At 74.0% G+C, this 17,540-nt stretch carries 12 protein-coding genes; 7 read left to right on the top strand and 5 right to left on the bottom strand.

The genetic code is table 11. The annotated features are described in order from the left end of the window. Positions 1–5: 5 nt before the first annotated feature. From AB0H87_RS02900 to AB0H87_RS02880, 5 genes are read left to right on the top strand one after another with little or no spacing between them, the layout of a single operon-like run. On the top strand, positions 6–2,003 hold the full coding sequence (locus tag AB0H87_RS02900; protein WP_360138561.1) for a thioredoxin domain-containing protein: 1,998 nt from the start codon (positions 6–8) through the stop codon (positions 2,001–2,003). 24 nt (positions 2,004–2,027) lie between these two features. Beyond that, positions 2,028–3,179: a 5-(carboxyamino)imidazole ribonucleotide synthase gene (locus AB0H87_RS02895; RefSeq protein WP_360138558.1), complete on the top strand. Its 1,152-nt coding sequence runs from the start codon at positions 2,028–2,030 to the stop codon at positions 3,177–3,179. Then, the gene (purE, locus tag AB0H87_RS02890) at positions 3,176–3,685 is read left to right on the top strand and encodes a 5-(carboxyamino)imidazole ribonucleotide mutase (protein WP_360138555.1); all 510 of its coding nucleotides are present in this window, start codon (positions 3,176–3,178) and stop codon (positions 3,683–3,685) included. The genes AB0H87_RS02895 and purE overlap by 4 nt, the downstream gene beginning before the upstream one ends. Continuing rightward, a complete protein-coding gene (locus tag AB0H87_RS02885; RefSeq protein ID WP_360138552.1) occupies positions 3,682–3,996 on the top strand; it encodes a hypothetical protein in 315 nt (104 codons plus the stop codon). Before purE ends, AB0H87_RS02885 begins: the two co-directional genes overlap by 4 nt. Then, positions 3,957–4,136, top strand: coding sequence for a hypothetical protein (locus tag AB0H87_RS02880; RefSeq protein WP_360138549.1), 180 nt, complete (start codon positions 3,957–3,959; stop codon positions 4,134–4,136). Before AB0H87_RS02885 ends, AB0H87_RS02880 begins: the two co-directional genes overlap by 40 nt. Here AB0H87_RS02880 and AB0H87_RS02875 read toward each other — a convergent pair. Together AB0H87_RS02875 and AB0H87_RS02870 are read right to left on the bottom strand one after the other, a co-directional pair. Then, positions 4,133–9,394, bottom strand: a complete 5,262-nt coding sequence (locus AB0H87_RS02875) for a permease (RefSeq protein WP_360138546.1) — start codon at positions 9,392–9,394, stop codon at positions 4,133–4,135. The genes AB0H87_RS02880 and AB0H87_RS02875 overlap by 4 nt on opposite strands. 181 nt (positions 9,395–9,575) lie before the next feature. Next, a complete protein-coding gene (locus AB0H87_RS02870) occupies positions 9,576–11,003 on the bottom strand; it encodes a UDP-glucose/GDP-mannose dehydrogenase family protein (RefSeq protein WP_360138543.1) in 1,428 nt (475 codons plus the stop codon). Between the two features lie 261 nt (positions 11,004–11,264). On the opposite strand from AB0H87_RS02870, the gene AB0H87_RS02865 reads away from it, so the two are divergent. After that, positions 11,265–12,437: an acyl-CoA dehydrogenase family protein gene (locus AB0H87_RS02865; protein WP_360138540.1), complete on the top strand. Its 1,173-nt coding sequence runs from the start codon at positions 11,265–11,267 to the stop codon at positions 12,435–12,437. A gap of 11 nt (positions 12,438–12,448) precedes the next feature. On the opposite strand, the gene AB0H87_RS02860 is transcribed toward AB0H87_RS02865, so the two are convergent. Beyond that, positions 12,449–14,017 carry a hypothetical protein gene (locus AB0H87_RS02860; RefSeq protein WP_360138537.1) on the bottom strand — a complete coding sequence of 523 codons (1,569 nt, stop codon included), beginning with the start codon at positions 14,015–14,017 and terminating at the stop codon, positions 12,449–12,451. A gap of 63 nt (positions 14,018–14,080) precedes the next feature. Continuing rightward, entirely contained in the window at positions 14,081–14,698 is a 618-nt protein-coding gene (locus AB0H87_RS02855) for a hypothetical protein (protein ID WP_360138636.1), read from the bottom strand. Between the two features lie 120 nt (positions 14,699–14,818). Here AB0H87_RS02855 and AB0H87_RS02850 point away from each other — a divergent pair, with 120 nt between their 5' ends. After that, on the top strand, positions 14,819–16,771 hold the full coding sequence (locus AB0H87_RS02850) for an acetoacetate--CoA ligase (protein ID WP_360138534.1): 1,953 nt from the start codon (positions 14,819–14,821) through the stop codon (positions 16,769–16,771). On the opposite strand, the gene AB0H87_RS02845 is transcribed toward AB0H87_RS02850, so the two are convergent. Then, complete coding sequence (locus AB0H87_RS02845) at positions 16,764–17,441, bottom strand: TIGR03089 family protein (protein WP_360138531.1); 678 nt, start codon at positions 17,439–17,441, stop codon at positions 16,764–16,766. The genes AB0H87_RS02850 and AB0H87_RS02845 overlap by 8 nt on opposite strands. Between the last annotated feature and the right edge of the window lie 99 nt (positions 17,442–17,540).

The following is a 17,540-nucleotide window of genomic DNA, read 5'->3' as shown; positions in this document are numbered from 1 at the left end:
GAACAGTGAACCGGCTCATCGACGCCACCTCGCCCTATCTGCTCCAGCACGCTGACAACCCGGTCGACTGGTGGCCGTGGGGAAGCGACGCCTTCGACGAGGCGAAACGGCGCGACGTCCCGGTCGTGATCTCGGTCGGTTACGCGGCTTGTCACTGGTGTCACGTGATGGCGCACGAGTCGTTCGAAGATGCCGGTGTGGCCAAGCTGATGAACGACAACTTCGTCAGCGTCAAGGTCGACCGCGAGGAGCGGCCCGACGTCGACGCGGTCTACATGACCGCCACCCAGGCCATGACCGGGCAGGGCGGCTGGCCGATGACCGTGTTCGCCGCTCCGGACGGCACGCCGTTCTTCTGCGGCACCTACTTCCCGAAGGCCAACTTCAGCCGCCTGCTGCAGTCGGTCTCCACCGCGTGGCGCGACCAGCGCGAGGCCGTCATGCGCCAGGGCGCCGCCGTGGTCGAGGCCGTCGGTGGCGCGCAGGCGCTCGGCGGGATCAGCGCGCCGTTGACGGCGGACATGCTCGACGCCGCCGCTTCCCAACTGTCCACCGAGTACGACGGTGAGAACGGCGGCTTCGGCGGCGCACCGAAGTTCCCGCCGCAGATGAACCTGCTCTTCCTGCTCCGCCACTACCAGCGCACCGGCAACCAGCAGGCGCTGGAGATCGTGCGGCACACGTGCGAGGCGATGGCGCGCGGCGGGATCTACGACCAGCTGGCCGGCGGGTTCGCGCGCTACTCCGTCGACGCCCGCTGGATCGTGCCGCATTTCGAGAAGATGTTGTACGACAACGGCCTGCTGCTGCGGGTCTACACGCACCTGTGGCGGCTGACCGGCGACCCGCTAGCCCGCCGCATCGCCGACGAGACCGCGCAGTTCATCATCCGCGACCTCGGCACGCCCGAGGGGGGCTTCGCGTCCTCCCTGGACGCCGACACCGACGGGGTCGAGGGTCTCACGTACTCCTGGACCCCGTCGCAGCTCGTCGAAGCCCTGGGCCCGGAGGACGGCCCGTACGCCGCAGGGGTGTTCGGGGTGACCGCCGCCGGCACCTTCGAGAAGGGTGCCAGCGTCCTGCGGCTCGCCCGGGACATCGACGACGCCAACCCGCCGGTGGTCGACCGCTGGGCCGACGTCCGCGCCCGGCTGCTGGCCGCCCGCGCCCGACGACCGCAGCCCGCCCGCGACGACAAGGTGGTCGCCTCCTGGAACGGGCTGGCGATCACCGGCCTGGTCGAGCATTTCTTCGCGACCGGCACCGGGGAGTCGCTGGACGCGGCGGTGCGGGCCGCCGGCCTGCTCGCCGAGAAGCACGTCGTGGACGGCCGGCTGCGGCGGGTGTCCAGGGACGGCACGGTGGGCGACCCGCCCGGGGTGCTCGACGACTACGGCGCCGTCGCCGAGGCGTTCTGCGCGGTGCACCAGGCCACTCTCGACGGACGCTGGCTCGACCTCGCCGGCACCCTGCTCGACGCCGCCCTGGCGCACTTCCCGACCGGCAGCGGCGGCTACTACGACACCGCCGACGACGCGGAGCGGCTCGTCGCCCGGCCGGCCGACCCGACCGACAACGCCACCCCGTCCGGCCTGTCGGTGCTCGCGGCCGCGCTGACCAGCTACACGGCGTTGCGGGGCGACCCGAGCTATCGCGAGGCCGCCGAGAACGCGCTCGCCACCGTCGCGCCGATCGTCGCCCAGCATCCGCGGTTCAGCGGCTACGCCGCGGCGACCGGCGAGGCGCTGCTCTCCGGCCCGTACGAGATCGTCATCGCCACCACACAGGATCCGACCGACGACCCGCTGGTCGCGACCGCCTACGAGCTGGCCCCGCCCGGCGCCGTGGTGCTGGTGGGCGCGCCGGACGCGCCGGGCGTACCCCTGCTGGCTGATCGCCCGCTGCTCGACGGCGCGCCCACGGCGTACGTCTGCCGAGGTTTCGTCTGTGACCGCCCGACCACCGCGGTGGCGGATCTCACCGCGCAGCTCGCCCGCCGGTGACGCCGGGATAGGCTTTTCCGCGCCATGGATTCCCGGACCGGACTGCCTGTCGTCGGCATGGTGGGCGCGGGCCAGCTGGCCCGGATGACCCACCAGGCCGCCATCGCGCTCGGCCAGTCGCTGCGCGTGCTCGCCGCCCATCCCGACGACGGTGCCGCGCTGGTCGCCGCCGACGTGCAGATCGGCGAGCACACCGACCTGGCCGCGCTGCGCACCTTCGCCAAGAGCTGCGACGTCGTCACCTTCGACCACGAGCACGTGCCGGAGGCGCACATCCGCGCCCTGGCCGCCGAGGGCGTGAAGGTCTTCCCGTCCGCCGACGCGCTCGTGTTCGCGCAGGACAAGCGCCGGATGCGCGAGCGGCTGTCGGCGCTGGGCGCGCCGGTGCCGCGCTGGCAGCCGGTCGCGACCGCCGACGACCTGGCCGGATTCGGCGCGCAGGCCGGCTGGCCGGTGGTGCTCAAGGCGGTCCGCGGTGGGTACGACGGCCGCGGCGTCTGGGTCGTCGACTCGCCCGCGGCGGCCGCCGAGGTGCTGGCCAGCGGCACGGAGCTGATCGCCGAGGAGCTGGTGCCGCTGCGCCGCGAGCTGGCCGTGCAGGTCGCGCGGTCGCCGTTCGGGCAGGTCGCCGCTTATCCCGTGGTCGAGACCGTGCAGCGCGACGGCATCAACGTCGAGGTCCTCGCGCCGGCGCCGCTGCTGCCCGAGGACCTGGCCGTCGAGGCGCAGAAGCTGGCCATCGACCTGGCGACCGCGCTCGGCGTGGTCGGGCTGCTCGCGGTCGAGCTGTTCGAGACGCCGGCCGGCCTCATCGTCAACGAGCTGGCGATGCGGCCGCACAACTCCGGCCACTGGACCATCGAGGGCGCCCGGACGTCGCAGTTCGAGCAGCACCTGCGCGCGGTGCTCGACTACCCGCTCGGCGACACGGCGCTCACCGCGCCCGTGGTGGTCAGCGCCAACGTGCTCGGCGGCCCGCCCGGCGGCATGTCCGTCGACGAGCGCATGCACCATCTGTTCGCCGAGGACCCGGGCGCGCGGGTGCACCTCTACGGCAAGCAGACCCGTCCGGGCCGCAAGATCGGGCACGTGACGGTGCTCGGCGACGACCTCGCGTCGTTGCGTGCCCGCGCCGCCCGCGCGGCCTGGTGGCTCCGCGAAGGGACGCACTCATGACCGAGCAGCAGCCGGCCGTCGGCCTGATCATGGGCAGCGACTCCGACTGGGCGACCATGCGCGCCGCGGCGGAGGCCCTCGACGAGTTCGGCGTCGCCCACGAGGTCGGCGTCGTCTCGGCACACCGCACACCCGACAAGATGATCGCGTACGCCCGGACCGCCGCCGAGCGCGGCCTGAAGGTGATCATCGCCGGTGCGGGCGGCGCCGCCCACCTGCCCGGCATGGTCGCGTCGGCCACCCCGCTGCCGGTGATCGGTGTGCCGGTGCCGCTGAAGTACCTCGACGGCATGGACTCCCTGCTGTCGATCGTGCAGATGCCGGCCGGCGTGCCGGTGGCGACGGTCTCCATCGGCGGCGCCCGCAATGCGGGCCTGCTCGCCGCCCGCATCCTCGGTGCCGCCGACCCGGCGCTGCGCCAGCGGATGGTCGACTTCCAGGCCGGGCTCGAGGTGCTGGTCGCCGAGAAGGAAGCCGCGCTGAAGGCGTCGCTGCGGTCGGCATGACGACCGAGCCGCTGGTCCGGCCTCGCCGGGAAGCTGACCTGCCCGGCTGTGTTGCTGCGCTGCGGGCGGTGCACGACGCGGACGCGTACCCCCTGAACTGGCCCGAAGACCCGATCGCCTGGCTCGCTCCGCAGGGGCTGGCGCAGGCGTGGGTCGCGGAGCTGGCGCCCGGCACGATCGCCGGCCACGTCGCGATCCTGGGTGGCGAGCTGACCCGCCTGTTCGTCACCCCGGCCGCCCGGCGCCGCGCGGTCGGACGGCGCTGGTCCGCATGGCGACCGACTGGGCCGCGGCGCACGACGTGCGGCTGAGCCTTGAAGTGACCGACGAGCAGCGGTCGGCCGCGGTCGCGTTCTACGCGGCCACCGGCTGGCGGCACACGCACACCTCCGAGGCCACTTGGACCGCGCCGGACGGTGGCGCGGTCCACCTGCGCCACTACGCGCGCTAGCGCATCCCGCGCAGGCTGCGGATGCGCTCCTGTGCCCGGCGGCGGTTCTCGTTGCTCGCGCCGAGGATCAGCAGGATGACGCCGATCGGCAGGACGACGTAGTACGGGCCGACCCGGGTGACCGTGAAGTGGATCGCCGAGACCGCGGTGACTATCGCGCCCACGATGAACGGCGCCTGCTGCTTGAGCATCGAGCCGAAGATGAGCGTGGCGGCCGCGCCGACCATGAGCAGCAGCTCGCGGGTGTCGCTGGTGTCGCGGGTGAGCACGAGCGTCGTGGTCGGCAGGAACGCCGCGACCAGCGCCGGGCCGTAGGCGACCCAGCTGCCCAGCGACGGGCGCTGGCGCAGCTCGATCAGGCCCGCGACGAGGGCGACCGCCGCGAACGGCAGCGTGTAGGCCTCCAGCAGCCGCACGTCGACGAGGTCCATCAGCAGCCACCAGGCGGCGACCTCGCAGCCCAGCGCCGTGTAGAAGATGACCCGGCGACGGGACGCGCGACGACCCGGGCGGCCGGCCGCGACGCCGAGCACCGCGCCCCAGGCAGCGAGCAGGCCGGCCAGGTGCGGCACCGAGTCGAAGGCCAGCGCGAACGCGACCAGGCCGGCGGCGTAGCCGCTCCACTCCACGGTCGTCGCCTCGCGCATCGCCTCCGGGCGGCGCAGCCGCGGCAGCAGTGCGGCGCCGACCAGCAGCAGCGCGCCGACCCCGAGCACGCCGAACGCCGACGTGGTGCGGGGCAGGCCGGCGACGAGGCCGAGGGTGAGCACGAACGCCTGGCCCATGACCGCGGCGAACAGCCAGCCGAGGATGCGGGCCCGCTCGGTGCGGCCGTAGAGCGCGGCCACGGCGCCGACCAGCACCGCGCTGCCGAGGGTCGTCAGCGTCATCGGGCGGGTGGCGAGGCTGCCCGAGAGGCCCGCGTTGCCGGCGGCCAGGCCGATCACGAACGTGGCGATCCGGGCCGCGCGCAACGACTGGGCCAGCTCGGACTCCGGCGGCGGCGGGGTCAGCGCGAGGCCGAGCATCGCGACCGCGAACACCGCCAGCGCCGCGCGGGTGCTGTGTGGCCAGCCGAAGCCGAGTGAGACCGGCGCGATCAGGATCGTCACCGCGATGCCGGGCAGCACCACCGGAATGGCGCGCAGCGGCCGGCCGCGGGAGAACGCCAGCGCCGCGAGGCCGGCCGCGATCGTCAGCAGCAGCGCGGCGAGGACGTTGGAGGGCTCGACCGCCGCCGACGGCGGGTCGAGCAGCGCCTCCGGCGGACCTTCCCAGATGCGGTTGACCACCTGCAGCGGGTCGATCAGGGCCGCGATCAGCGCCGGGCCGAGCGTGTAGAGGGCGAACAGCGTCCCGGGGACGGCGAGCAGCAGCGCGCCCATCGCGGGCTCCAGCGACCAGCGCCGGCCGGTCACGCCGGGCCCGCGGCGCCAGGGCGGGCCGGCGAGCGCGCTCCAGTGGCGGACCCGCTCCTGCTCGCCGCTCGGCGGGACGGTCGCGCGGAGCAACTCGGCGAGAATGCCGAGCATCGCCGCCGCGGCCGCGTAGACGCCCGGGGAGACGCCGGTGGCCAGCGCAGTGCCGGCGGTCACGGTCGCGCCGCCGGCGAGGCCCACGGAGGCGTACGACAGGAATCGCGCCATCTGGGTGCGGGCCAGGGCCAGCACGGCCACGCCGAGGCTGGAGCCGGCCAGGGCCGCGGTCAGCACGACGACGGCGGGACTGCCCACCGACGCGGCGAAGCCGGCCAGCGCGCCGGGCAGGGCGAGCAGCGCGCCCCCGATCGCGAGGCCGCCGATCGTGGACAGGTGCGGCGGCGCGGCGATGTCGGCCGGCACGGCCAGCGGGTCGGCGGTGGCGGTCGGGCGGGGCCGGGTCATGGTCGCGGTCGCGGCGCCTCCGCCACCGGTGGGTGAGTCGGCGGTGACGGGTGGTGCCGCCTCCGCGCCGGGATAGCCGCTCGACTCGGTGGTGGCGCCGCTCCCGGCCCGGGTGAACACCGCCGTGCCGTCGGCCGGGGGTGCCGTCACGACCGTGGACGCCAGGCCGGCGACGACCACGCCGATCAGCACGATGATGGCCAGGGCGGCGGCGGTGGTCCACGGCCGCACCACGCTGGCACCGACGGCGTGGAGGGCGACCGCGGCCGCCACCCAGATCCGGGCGAGACCCGCGCGCGGGTCGGCGGCCATCACCGCCGCCACGCCGTAGATCGTCGCGACGGCGCCGCCGACGACGATCGGCGAGTACCAGGGCAGGCCAAGGGCGGCCGGTGCGCCGATCGTGGCCAGGCCCACGAAGACCGCGGCGACGTCGTAGGACCACGGTCGGGGCAGCACGATCGCGGCCGCGCCGGCCAGCAGCACGAGGGCCACCGGCGCCTGCCAGGCACCGGCCGCGTCCGTGCTGCCGGGCCAGCGGGTCAGGTCGGCCTCCCACAGCGCGCCCGGTGTGGCGAGGATCCGCAGCCCACCGGCGAGCGACTGGTAGCCCGCGATCGCCGCGATCACGCCGCCGCCGACCGCGATGCCCAGGGCCGGGCCGCGCCGCCAGCCTTCCGGCAGCGCCCGCACGGCGATCGCGACGATCAGGATCATCGCGGCCACCGTGGCGATCTGGCCGCCGGGCGCGAGGATCGCCGCGATCCGGGCGAGCGCGCCGATCAGCGCGACGGTCGCGGCGGCCGACGCGAAGTCGGCGCCGTCGAGATTCCGGTCCGCGCGGCGGCCATGGTCGATCGAGGGTGCCAGGAACAGCAGCATCGCGGCGACCAGCATGAGGGCGCCGACCAGCTTGTCGGCGCCGGTGGAGCCGGGGGCCGCGAACGCGGCGGCGGCCACCGCCACCGCCCCGAGCCCGGTGCCCACGGTCAGCGGGATGCTCAGGTGCCGCTCGGCGACCTGGTTGAGGGCCGCGAAGCTGAGCGTCGCGCAGACCGCCAGGAAGGCCGTGGCCAGGATCGGGACGGTCGCCGTGGTGGTCGGCACGGTGGCCGCGACGAAGCTCGCCACCGCGCCCGGGAAGGCGAACGCGGCGCCACCGGCGGCCCACTCGCCGACCGGCTCCGCGCCCGCGGCCTCGCGCACCGCGCCGCCCCGGGCGGCCGCCGCGATCAGCGCGCCGCCGGCGGCGATCACGAACAGCACCGCGGCGGTGAGCGCCGGGCGGGCGGTTGAGGCGCCCGCGCCGGCGAGCCCGACGAGCGCGGCGCCGACGGCGTGCGCGGCGCCGGCCCGGGTGGTGTGGGCCCACAGGCCGGCCACGCCGATCGCGATGGCGGCGGCCACCGCCGGCCACGGCGCGGCGGCCCAGCCGAGGTCGAACGAGGCGGGCGCGGCGAGGGCGGTCAGCGCAGCGCCGGCGACCGCCAGCTCACGGCGGATCTCCTGTGGCGCGGCCAGCACGGCGGCGATCGTGAGCAGGGCTGCGGCGACGGCGAGCTGCCACTGCGCGGTGGTGATGGCGGCGTCGAGCTTCCCGTCGTACGCGGCCAGGTCGGCCCGCCACATCGGCAGCGCGGCGTCGATGGGCGCGATCGCGGCGCGCAGCGTGTTGCCCGCGACCACCATGCCGATGACCAGCAGCGCGGCGGTCGAGGCGAGCTGCGGGCCACGGCGGGCGTCGTCGGGCAGCGCGCGCACCGCGAAGCCGATCAGCGCGACGATCGCGGCGACGACGACCAGCGTGTGGCCGGGCAGCGCGACCGCGGCGACCCGGCCGGCGGCGCCGATGATGGCCAGCGTCATGACGCCGCCGGCGAGGTCGGGCAGCGGCCGGCGGCGCAGCGAGAGGGAGCCGACCAGGCCGATGGCGGCGGCCAGCACCAGCGCGATGCCGGCCACCGTGGCCGCCGGCACGGTGCGGGCCTCGACCAGCCCGGCGACGGCGTAGATCAGGGCCGCGCCGATCGCGATGCCGAACAGCACCCACGACATCTCGCGCAGCCAGCGGGCGGCCACCTCGGTCTGCGGCGGCGGCCCGGAGACCGGCTGCTCGGGCGGGCCCGCGTCGACCAGGACCTCGGTCTCCTCGGCGGCGGCCTCGGGCCGGCGGACCGGTTCCGCGTCGTCCGTTTCGGCATCGCCGGTGCGCTGCCGCGGTGGGGTCGAGACGATCCGGGAGACCTTCGGGCCGCCGGCGGGCACCGCGCCGGACCTCGAACCCACACCGAAGCCGGTCTCGTCAGCGTCACCTGTGGGGGCGTCGGCTTCGTCGGTCGCCTTTCCACCTGTGCGGCGGCCGAGGCGTACCCCCGTCGCCTGCTCCTGGTCGGTGAGCGGTGGCTCGGTGGCCGGTGGCGGGACGAGGCGGGTCGACCACGCGGGCGGCACGAGCGCGCCGAAGGCCGCGTACTGCCGCCCCAGCCAGATGTCGAGCGCGGCCACGCTGGCCAGCGAGAACGCCCAGCCGGTCGACCCGTTGATCCAGCCGTGCGTGAGCAGCGGGATGACGGGTTGCAGCGCCAGCACCGTCGCGTAGCGGGGCACGCTGAGCCCGGTGGCACTCGCGTAGACCGCGGCGATCGCCGCCGTCACCGCGAACACGATGCCGGCGAACACCTCGCCCGACATCGGCCCGGTGCGGATCGCCGGCACCAGATAGAGGGCGTAGCCGATGAGCGGGACCAGGGTGAGGCCGACCGCGGAGATGGTCTCGGCGGTCGAGCTCAGCCGCCGGGCCCGGACGAACGGGGCGACGCCGAGCATGAGCGCGGCCGCGCCGGCCAGGATCGCGAGGCGGGGGATCGGGTAGCGGGCCACGCCGGCGAAGACCACCGCCGCGACGCCGAGCAGCAGGGCGCCCAGGCCGAGGTAGACGTTCTGGATCTCCCGGGTCGAGGCCTCCGGGCGTACGCCTTCGTCGTCGACGTCCTGGATCGGCGGCGGTGGCGGCGGCTCCGGTGGTGGCGCGGCGGCCGGCTGCTGCCGCGGGATCCGCCGGCCTTCCGGGTCGGCGGTCGGCGGCCGGCGGAACGCCCGGCGGCGCAGCACCCGGCGCGGCTTCTTGAGCTGTTCCTTGAGCCGTTCCTGGTTGGCGGCCGCGAGGATGTCGCGCTGGAACCGGGCGGCCTGCATCCGCTGCGCGAGCAACCGCTGGTCGCGGGCGAGCTTGATGTCCTGACGGCGGATCTCGGCGATCTCGCTCTCGATGCGCGCCACCTCGTCGGCCCATCTGCCCTGCTCAGCATTGCAGTAAGGGCACCGGGGCGCGGGATCGATCTCCCGGCCGCAGGAGGGACACGGATACCTTTCCATCGCACCTCTCCGCGGCAGGACAGTGACGCCTATACCGAAGCATGCCCATACCGGACGTCGATTGAACAGTCCCTTTGGGCGTGTCCGGACGCGACACCCGAAATCGGTGACGTCCCTCCAATGTGAAAGGGCGCTCCCGGGGTGCGAAACCCCAGGAGCGCCCTTCGCAGAAACGGACGGGCTACGGGCGACCCATGCCCCGGTAGACCCAGCCGGCCTGGCTCCACAGCACCGGGTCGAGGCAGTTGCGGCCGTCGATGACCTTCTTGCCCGCCACCAGCTCGCCGAGCGCGACCGGGTCGGCGTTGCGGAAGTCGGCCCACTCGGTCAGCACGCAGACCAGGTCGGCGTCGCGGACGGCGTCGTTGAGGCTCGGCTCGTACGTCAGGTCCGGCGCGGCCTTCTTGGCATTGTCCATGCCCTCCGGGTCGTAGACCCGCACGTCGGCGCCGGCCTTGAGGAGCAGGCCCGCGACCGCGAGCGACGGCGCGTCGCGGATGTCGTCGGAGTTGGGCTTGAAGGTCGCGCCGAGCACCGCGATCCGGGCGCCGGACAGGTCGGGGCCGGCCGGGCCCGAGCGCCGGCCGAGCAGCTCGGCGGCCAGGTTGAGCACGCGGGTGCGGCGCCGCAGGTTGATCAGGTCCACCTCGTGCAGGAACCGCAGCGCCTCGCCGGCACCCAGCTCCTGGGCCCGGGCCTGGAACGCGCGGATGTCCTTGGGCAGGCAGCCACCGCCGAAGCCGACACCGGCCTGCAGGAACCGGTTGCCGATCCGCGGGTCGTAGCCGATCGCGCGGGCGAGCTGGGTGACGTCGCCGCCGGCGACCTCGCAGACCTCGGCCATCGCGTTGATGAACGAGATCTTGGTCGCCAGGAACGCGTTGGCGGCGACCTTGACCAGCTCGGCGGTGTTGTAGTCGGTGATGACCAGCGGGACCTCGCGGTCCTCGGTCGCGGCGAGGTCGAAGACGCCCTTGTGCGCCGCGTAGAGCAGGCCGTTGGACCAGTCGCTCTTCACGCCGACGACGATCCGGTTGGGGCGCAGCACGTCTTCGACGGCGAAGCCCTCCTGGAGGAACTCCGGGCTCCACGCGACCTCGACCGCCAGCTCGGGCGCGACGTGCTTGCCGACGAGCTGCTCTATCCACTCGGCGGTGCCGACCGGGACGGTCGACTTGCCGACGATGAGGGCCTTTCGCGTGAGGTGCTGGGCGAGGTTGACGACGGCGCTCTCGACATAGGTGAGGTCGGCGCCCATGCCGTCGGCCCGCTGCGGTGTGCCGACGCAGATGAAGTGCACGTCGCCGAACTCGGCCGCTTCCTGGTAGTCCGTGGAGAAGCGGAGCCGGCCGGCGGCGAGGTTGCGGCGCAGCAGCTCGTCGAGGCCCGGCTCGTGGAACGGGACGACGCCGGAGGCCAGGCCCGCGATCTTCTGCTCGTCGACGTCGACGCCGAGCACCTCGTAACCCAGTTCGGCATAACAGATGGCGTACGTCGCACCCAGGTAACCGGTGCCGAGGAAGGTCAGCCGCGGGCGCGCGGCTCCGGACGGGGGCGTCACCGCCGCGATCGCCGGCATGGGCTGGGTGTTCGGGTACGGGATCGTCACGCCTTGGTTCTCCGCTCGCACTCGGCGGCGCAACTGTGCGCCACGTCGGTTGTCGGGGCTGTCCGCGCCCGCTTGTTCTGTTCTCTCCCGCCGCCGGCGGCGGACTCGCCTGCCGCAGGCGAGGATAGTGCGTGAGCCTACCCACCGTGCGCATCAGGCCACGGTTACCGGCCGGTATCCTCTGCTGTGGGCCGAGTTTGACGCACGCCCGTCGCACGCTACCGGTGGTCGATCACCGCCGGCCAGGGAAGGGCCGCAACTATGACAGACCATTCGTTCGACGTTTACCAAATACCCGAGGAGCACGCGACCATCCGCGCAGCTGTGCGCGAGGTCTGCGACGCGAAGGTGGCGCCGAACGCGGCGCACGCGGACGAAACGGGCGAGTTCCCCAAGGCGTCGTACGAGGCGTTGCGCGCGGCCGACTTCCACGCGCCGCACATCCCGGTCGAGTACGGCGGTGCCGGTGCCGACGCCCTGGCCACCGCGATCGTGATCGAGGAGGTGGCCCGCGCCTGCGCGGCGTCGTCGCTGATCCCGGCCGTCAACAAGCTGGGCACGATGCCGTTGCTGCTGGCCGGCTCCGACGCGGTCAAGGCGGAGTTCCTGCCGCCGGTCGCGCGCGGTGAGGCGATGTTCTCGTACTGCCTGTCCGAGCCCGAGGCGGGCAGCGATGCCGCGTCCATGACGACCCGGGCGGAACGGGCACCGTCCGGGGACGGCTGGGTGCTCAACGGGGTCAAGCGCTGGATCACCAACGCGGGCGTGTCGGAGTTCTACACGGTCTTCGCGGTCACCGACCCGGGCGCGCGGTCGCGCGGCATCTCGGCGTTCGTGGTGTCCAAGTCGGATGCGGGCGTGTCCTTCGGTGCGCCGGAGAAGAAGCTGGGCATCAAGGGCTCGCCGACCCGCGAGGTTTACTTCGACAATGCGCATATTCCGGATTCGCGGATTATCGGCGAGCCGGGCACCGGGTTCGCGACCGCGATGCGCACCCTCGACCACACCCGGGTGACCATCGCCGCACAGGCGGTAGGCATCGCCTCGGGGGCGCTCGACTACGCGCTGGGTTACGTCAAGGAGCGGCACCAGTTCGGCAAGCCGATCGCCGACTTCCAGGGCGTGCAGTTCATGCTCGCCGACATGGGCATGAAGCTGACTGCGGCGCGCGAGCTGACCTACGCGGCGGCGGGGCGGTCCGAGCGGCTCGACGCCGACCTGACCTACTTCGGCGCGGCGGCGAAGTGCTTCGCCTCCGACGCGGCAATGGAGATCACCACGGACGCGGTGCAGCTGCTCGGCGGGTACGGCTACACGCGCGACTACCCGCTCGAGCGGATGATGCGGGACGCCAAGATCACGCAGATCTACGAGGGTACGAACCAGGTACAGCGCATCGTGATGGCCCGCCAGCTGCTGTCCGGGGTCGCGTAGCGGGCCTGGCCTCAGAGCCGGCGCGTCGCGTCGGGGTCGGTCGGTTCGGCGGTCGGCGTGGCGTGACCCGGCGGCGGGTAGGCCGTCGGCGGTGGTGGGGTGCCGCGCAACGATCGCGTGTTGTCCTCGTCGCCGTCGTCGCCGGTCCTTTCGTCCGCCGCCCGCACCACGGTGGTGTCGTCGTCCCGGTCGGCCCTCGCCGGCGGCGTCAGCCGCGTCGTCTTCTCTTCCGACCCCGACCCCGACCCCGACGCCGATCCGGACTCCGTGTCGGCCGGTCGTGGCGGTGTGGTCTGCCCGTCCGCCTCCGCCTCCGCCTCCGCCTCCGCCTCCGCCCCTGACCCGGCGTCGGCCGTTCGCAGCAGCGTCGTCCGGTCGTCGTCGTCCGATCCGGACCGCGCGTCCGCCGTCCGAAGCTGTGTCGTCCGGTCGTCGTCGTCCGATCCGGACCGCGCGTCCGCCGTCCGAAGCTGCGTCGTCCGGTCGTCGTCCTCGGCGGGCGCGTTGACCACCGTCGCCTCGTCGCCGTTCGCCCGCGAGCCCACCGCGCCTGCTTCGCCGGCCGCCGCCGTGCTCGGCCCCAGCCGCGTCGTCTCGTCGGTGTCCGGCGGGACGATCCTGGTGGTCTCGTCGGTCGCCGGCTGGACCGGCCCGATCCGGGTCGTGGCGTCGGCGGCGTCGGGTGCGTCGTCGGCACCGGGCTGGCGCGGCACGTGCGGGGTGAACCGCGGCGGCGGCGGTGGCGGCAGGCGCTCGCCGCCCCGCACCGGTGGCGGCCCGCTGCGCGGCGGAGGCGGCAACGCCGGCGGCCCGGAGGCGGGCGCGGTCGGGCTGCCACTCGTCGGCGGGGGCCAGGTGAGCGGCGGCGGCATCGCCGGCGGCCCGGAGGCGGAGGCGGCCGGGACGCCACTCGTCGGCAGCGGCCCGCCACGCGGCGGGGGCGGCATCGCCGGCGGCCCCGAAGTGGGCGCCGCGGCGGCCGGCACGCCGCTCGTCGGCGCGGGCGCACCGGAAGCGGGAGCGACCGGCGAACCGAAGCCCTGGCCGTAGATCACCCCGGTCGAGTAGGGCCCGGCCGGCGACCCCGGCTCGGCGGCGAACGCCGGCGAGGTCGGATAAGGCGGCGGCTGGTAGGGCGGTGGCGGCGGCGCCACGGCCGCCCCGGGATAGATCGGCGGCGCCGGCGTCGCGCGCTGCCGCCAGCGCCGCGGGCTGGTCACCGTGAGCAACAGCAGCGTGCCGACCACGGGCCCGATCGCCACGGCCGGGTTGACCAGCCCGGCGGGCCGGCCGAACACGGACACCCGGAACAGCTCCTGGAACGTCTCCGGGCTCTGCGAGATCCACACGCTGGTCACGATGAACGCGAGCCCGGCGACCGCCGGCCCGACCGGCGAGAGGCGGGTCAGCACGAGCAGGGTGAGCAGCACTCCGGCCGCCGCGAGCGCGGCGAAGCCGCCGGCCAGGCGCAGGTCGAACTGACCCGTGCCGACGGTGACCTCGTTCATCCCGTACCCGGACAGCGCCCAGACGGCCGGCGCGACAACCAGCGCCAGGACCAGCGACCAGAGATGACGCATCGCGCCTCCCGACAGGGCTTAGGTCAGCGCACCGTACCCCGCGGCGGCAACGAACTCTGTCGCCTATTCGGCCTTAGCGTCCGGCCGGTAGGGCGCCGGCGGCGACGCCCAGGGTGACCCGCCGGCGGTCGGCGTACCCCCGCCGAACGGTTGGGTTCGCGGCGCCGGCACGTCGGCCGGCGGGTAGGCCAGCGACGGCGGCTTGGTGTCCGGGTCCGTCGGGAGGCCGTTGAACAGGTCCGGGTCGGTGTCGTCCACACCGGAACCGCCCGCGCCGGCCGGCGCGGCGACCGGCCAGCGCCGCCAGCGCTGCAGGCTGAACGCGGCCATCACGAGCAGCAGGCCGAGGAAGAACAGCGTGCCGTTGTCGAGCACCAGGCGCAGCGGCAGCGGGTCGCCGAACAGCCGCCAGCCGCCCGGCACCGCCGAGCGCACCCGCAGCGGCGCGATGAACATGCCGACGTACGGCGCCATCAGCAGCACCCCCGCGACCAGCGGGCCGAGGGGCGACCAGCGCAGCGTGGCGAGCACGCCGATGCCGATGCCGGCGGCCGCGAGGTAGACCGCGGGCTCGATCAGCCGGGCGGTGTTGAACGTCGACGTCTCGGCCCAGGTCGTGATCGTCGAGTTCGATCCGTCCTGGCCGAGCGCGAGCAGGATCCAGACCACGGGCGCGGCCACGATGCCGGCGAGCAGGCTCCACAGATGACGCACGCGAGCACCGTACCGGAGCGGCTGTGACCCGTGAATGTGTGCGTGGGACCCACATGCTCACGTGCCCTGATAGGGGAGGATGGCCGGATGAGCAACGAGGTGCTGTGGACGCCGCCGTCCGACGTACGCGAGACCAGCCGCATCGGCCACTACCTGGGGTGGCTCGAGCGGGAGCGCGGTCTGGCCTTCGCCGACTTCGAGGCGCTGCGGCAGTGGTCGGTGCGCGACCTCCCCGCCTTCTGGGGCTCGATCTGGGACTACTTCGAGGTGGTCAGCCACACCCCGCCGACCGCCACGCTCACCGACCGGCAGATGCCGGGCACGCGCTGGTTCCCGGGCGCGACGCTCAACTACGCCGAGAACGTGCTCCGGATGCCTGGCCGGGCCGGCACCGACCCCGCGGTGATCGCGCACGGCCAGACCCGCGCGCCACAGACCCTGACCAAGGACGAACTGCGCGACGCGGTACGCCGCTGCGCGGCCGGCCTGCGTCGGCTCGGGGTCGGTTCGGGCGACCGGGTCGCGGCCTATGCCCCGAACATCCCGGAGACGTACGTCCTGATGCTGGCGACGGCCAGCCTCGGCGCGATCTTCTCCTCGTGCGCGCCCGAGTTCGGCACCCGCAGCGTCTGCGACCGCTGGCAGCAGATCGAGCCGAAGGTGCTGGTCACGGTCGACGGCTACCAGTACGGCGACAAGCCGGTCGACCGCCGCACCGAGGTGGCCGCGATCAGGGCGGCGCTGCCCTCGGTCGAGCACGTCGTGATGATCGACTACCTCGGCACCGGCGACTCGGGGTGGGACGCCCTGACCGCGCCGACCGACGAGCCGCTGACCTTCGCGGCCGTGCCGTTCGACCACCCGCTCTACGTGCTCTACTCGTCGGGCACCACCGGCCTGCCGAAGCCGATCGTGCACGGGCACGGCGGCATCCTGCTCGAGCACCTCAAGATGCTGGCGCTGCACCACGACCTCGGCCCGGCGGACCGGTTCTTCTGGTTCACCACCACCGGCTGGATGATGTGGAACTTCCTGGTCTCCGGTCCGGCGGTGGGCGCGACGATCGTGCTGTTCGACGGCAACCCGGGCGCGCCGAGCCTCGACACGCTGTGGGCGCTGGCGGAAGACACCCGGATGACCTATTTCGGCACGTCCGCGCCGTTCCTGCTCGCCTGCCGGAAGTCGGGGCTGGTCCCGCGCGCGGACCACGACCTGAGCACCCTGCGCGGGCTCGGCTCGACGGGCGCGCCATTGCCGCCCGAGGGCTTCGAGTGGGTGTACGCGGCCGTCAGCGACACCCTGCAGCTCCAGTCGCTGTCCGGTGGCACCGACGTGTGCACGGGCTTCGTCGGCGGGGTGCGGTTGCTCCCGGTGCGCTCGGGTGAGATCGCCTGCCGGGCGCTGGGTGCCGCCGTCGAGGCGTACGGGCCGGACGGCACGCCCGTGCTCGACCAGCTCGGCGAGCTGGTGATCACGGAGCCGATGCCGAGCATGCCGGTCGGCTTCTGGAACGACCCCGACGGCAGCCGCTACCGGGAGGCGTACTTCGACGTCTACCCGGGTGTCTGGCGGCACGGCGACTGGATCACGATCAACAAGCACGGCGGCTGCGTGATCACCGGCCGCTCCGACGCCACCCTCAACCGGGGCGGGGTGCGGCTCGGCACGGCCGAGTTCTACTCGGTGGTCGAAGGGCTCCCGGAGATCGCCGACTCGCTGGTCGTACACCTGGAGGACAACGAAGGCGGCGCCGGCGAGCTGCTGCTGTTCGTGGTCACCACCGACGGCCGCGACCTCGACGGCGACCTGACGGCCAAGATCGCCAAGGAGCTGCGCACCGCGTTGTCACCGCGGCACGTGCCCGACTCGGTCTACCGGGTGCCCGGCGTGCCGCGCACGCTGTCCGGCAAGAAGCTCGAGGTGCCGGTCAAGAAGATCCTCACCGGAGCGCCGGTCGAGGCGGCGGCGGCCAAGGGCGCCCTGGCCAACCCCGAGTCGCTGGCCGCGTTCGAGAAGCTGGCCCGGGAAGGGGTCAGCTGAGGTCGCGGGTGACCTGCTCGCTCGCGATCCGGGCGGCCACTTTCGCCCGATCGAGGTTGCCGCAGAGCACGATGCTGGCGCCGGCGCCCAACGGCGCGAGCAACCAGTCCGCCGGGTCCGGGTGACGCGCGGTGTCGATCAGCACCCGGTCACCTGGCTTGAGCCCGAACGGATCGGCCGGGTGTGCGTTCACGGCGCCACGGGGGTACGCGGGGAAGGCGTCACCGAACGCACGGACCGCGACCGTGTAGTCCTGCCAGCCGGCCGGCACCTCGCGCATCGGCAGCGCGAACGGGTGGAGGTTGAGCGCGAACCGGTCGCCGGCGGACCAGTTGTCCGCCTCGGCGATCCGGGCCTCGGCGGCGAACAGCACGTCCACCGGCCCCGGCGTGTCGGCCACCTCGACGCCGGCCGCCCAGCAGCCCAGCAGCACCGCGGCGGTCTGCCAGTGCGGAGGCAGCAGCACGCCGGCGCGGTCGCCGTCGCCCAGCCCGGAGCCGTCGACCAGCAGGTTGGCCGTCTTCTCGACCCAGTTGTCGAGCGTGGCGCCGGACAGCTCGGTACGCTCGCCCGTCGCGTCGTCGTACCAGGTCAAAAGGGGTCTTGTCGGATCCCGTCGGATTGCCGCCGCGAACATCCGGGCGATTTCGCCCGCGTCTAGCTCGACCATCGCTCGCACCTTACCGGTCAGCCATCGATCGTTTGCCGTCTCGTGACAGTGTCTCCGGCTCCGACCCGTCGGTGGCTCAGCGTAGGCTTGAGGCCATAG

Origin of the sequence: Asanoa sp. NPDC050611, assembly GCF_040654855.1 — a bacterium.
Lineage (GTDB): Bacteria > Actinomycetota > Actinomycetes > Mycobacteriales > Micromonosporaceae > Asanoa.
This window is presented reverse-complemented; position numbering and strand designations above follow the sequence as displayed.

What these genes read in the sequence shown, in the direction of transcription:
- AB0H87_RS02845 (WP_360138531.1), bottom strand. Translation starts at nt 17,441, where the DNA reads ATGGTCGAGCTAGACGCGGGCGAAATCGCCCGGATGTTCGCGGCGGCA.
- AB0H87_RS02860 (WP_360138537.1), bottom strand. Translation starts at nt 14,017, where the DNA reads ATGCGTCATCTCTGGTCGCTGGTCCTGGCGCTGGTTGTCGCGCCGGCC.
- AB0H87_RS02885 (WP_360138552.1), top strand. Translation starts at nt 3,682, where the DNA reads ATGACGACCGAGCCGCTGGTCCGGCCTCGCCGGGAAGCTGACCTGCCC.
- AB0H87_RS02865 (WP_360138540.1), top strand. Translation starts at nt 11,265, where the DNA reads ATGACAGACCATTCGTTCGACGTTTACCAAATACCCGAGGAGCACGCG.
- AB0H87_RS02880 (WP_360138549.1), top strand. Translation starts at nt 3,957, where the DNA reads ATGGCGACCGACTGGGCCGCGGCGCACGACGTGCGGCTGAGCCTTGAA.
- AB0H87_RS02895 (WP_360138558.1), top strand. Translation starts at nt 2,028, where the DNA reads ATGGATTCCCGGACCGGACTGCCTGTCGTCGGCATGGTGGGCGCGGGC.
- AB0H87_RS02875 (WP_360138546.1), bottom strand. Translation starts at nt 9,394, where the DNA reads ATGGAAAGGTATCCGTGTCCCTCCTGCGGCCGGGAGATCGATCCCGCG.
- AB0H87_RS02850 (WP_360138534.1), top strand. Translation starts at nt 14,819, where the DNA reads ATGAGCAACGAGGTGCTGTGGACGCCGCCGTCCGACGTACGCGAGACC.
- purE (WP_360138555.1), top strand. Translation starts at nt 3,176, where the DNA reads ATGACCGAGCAGCAGCCGGCCGTCGGCCTGATCATGGGCAGCGACTCC.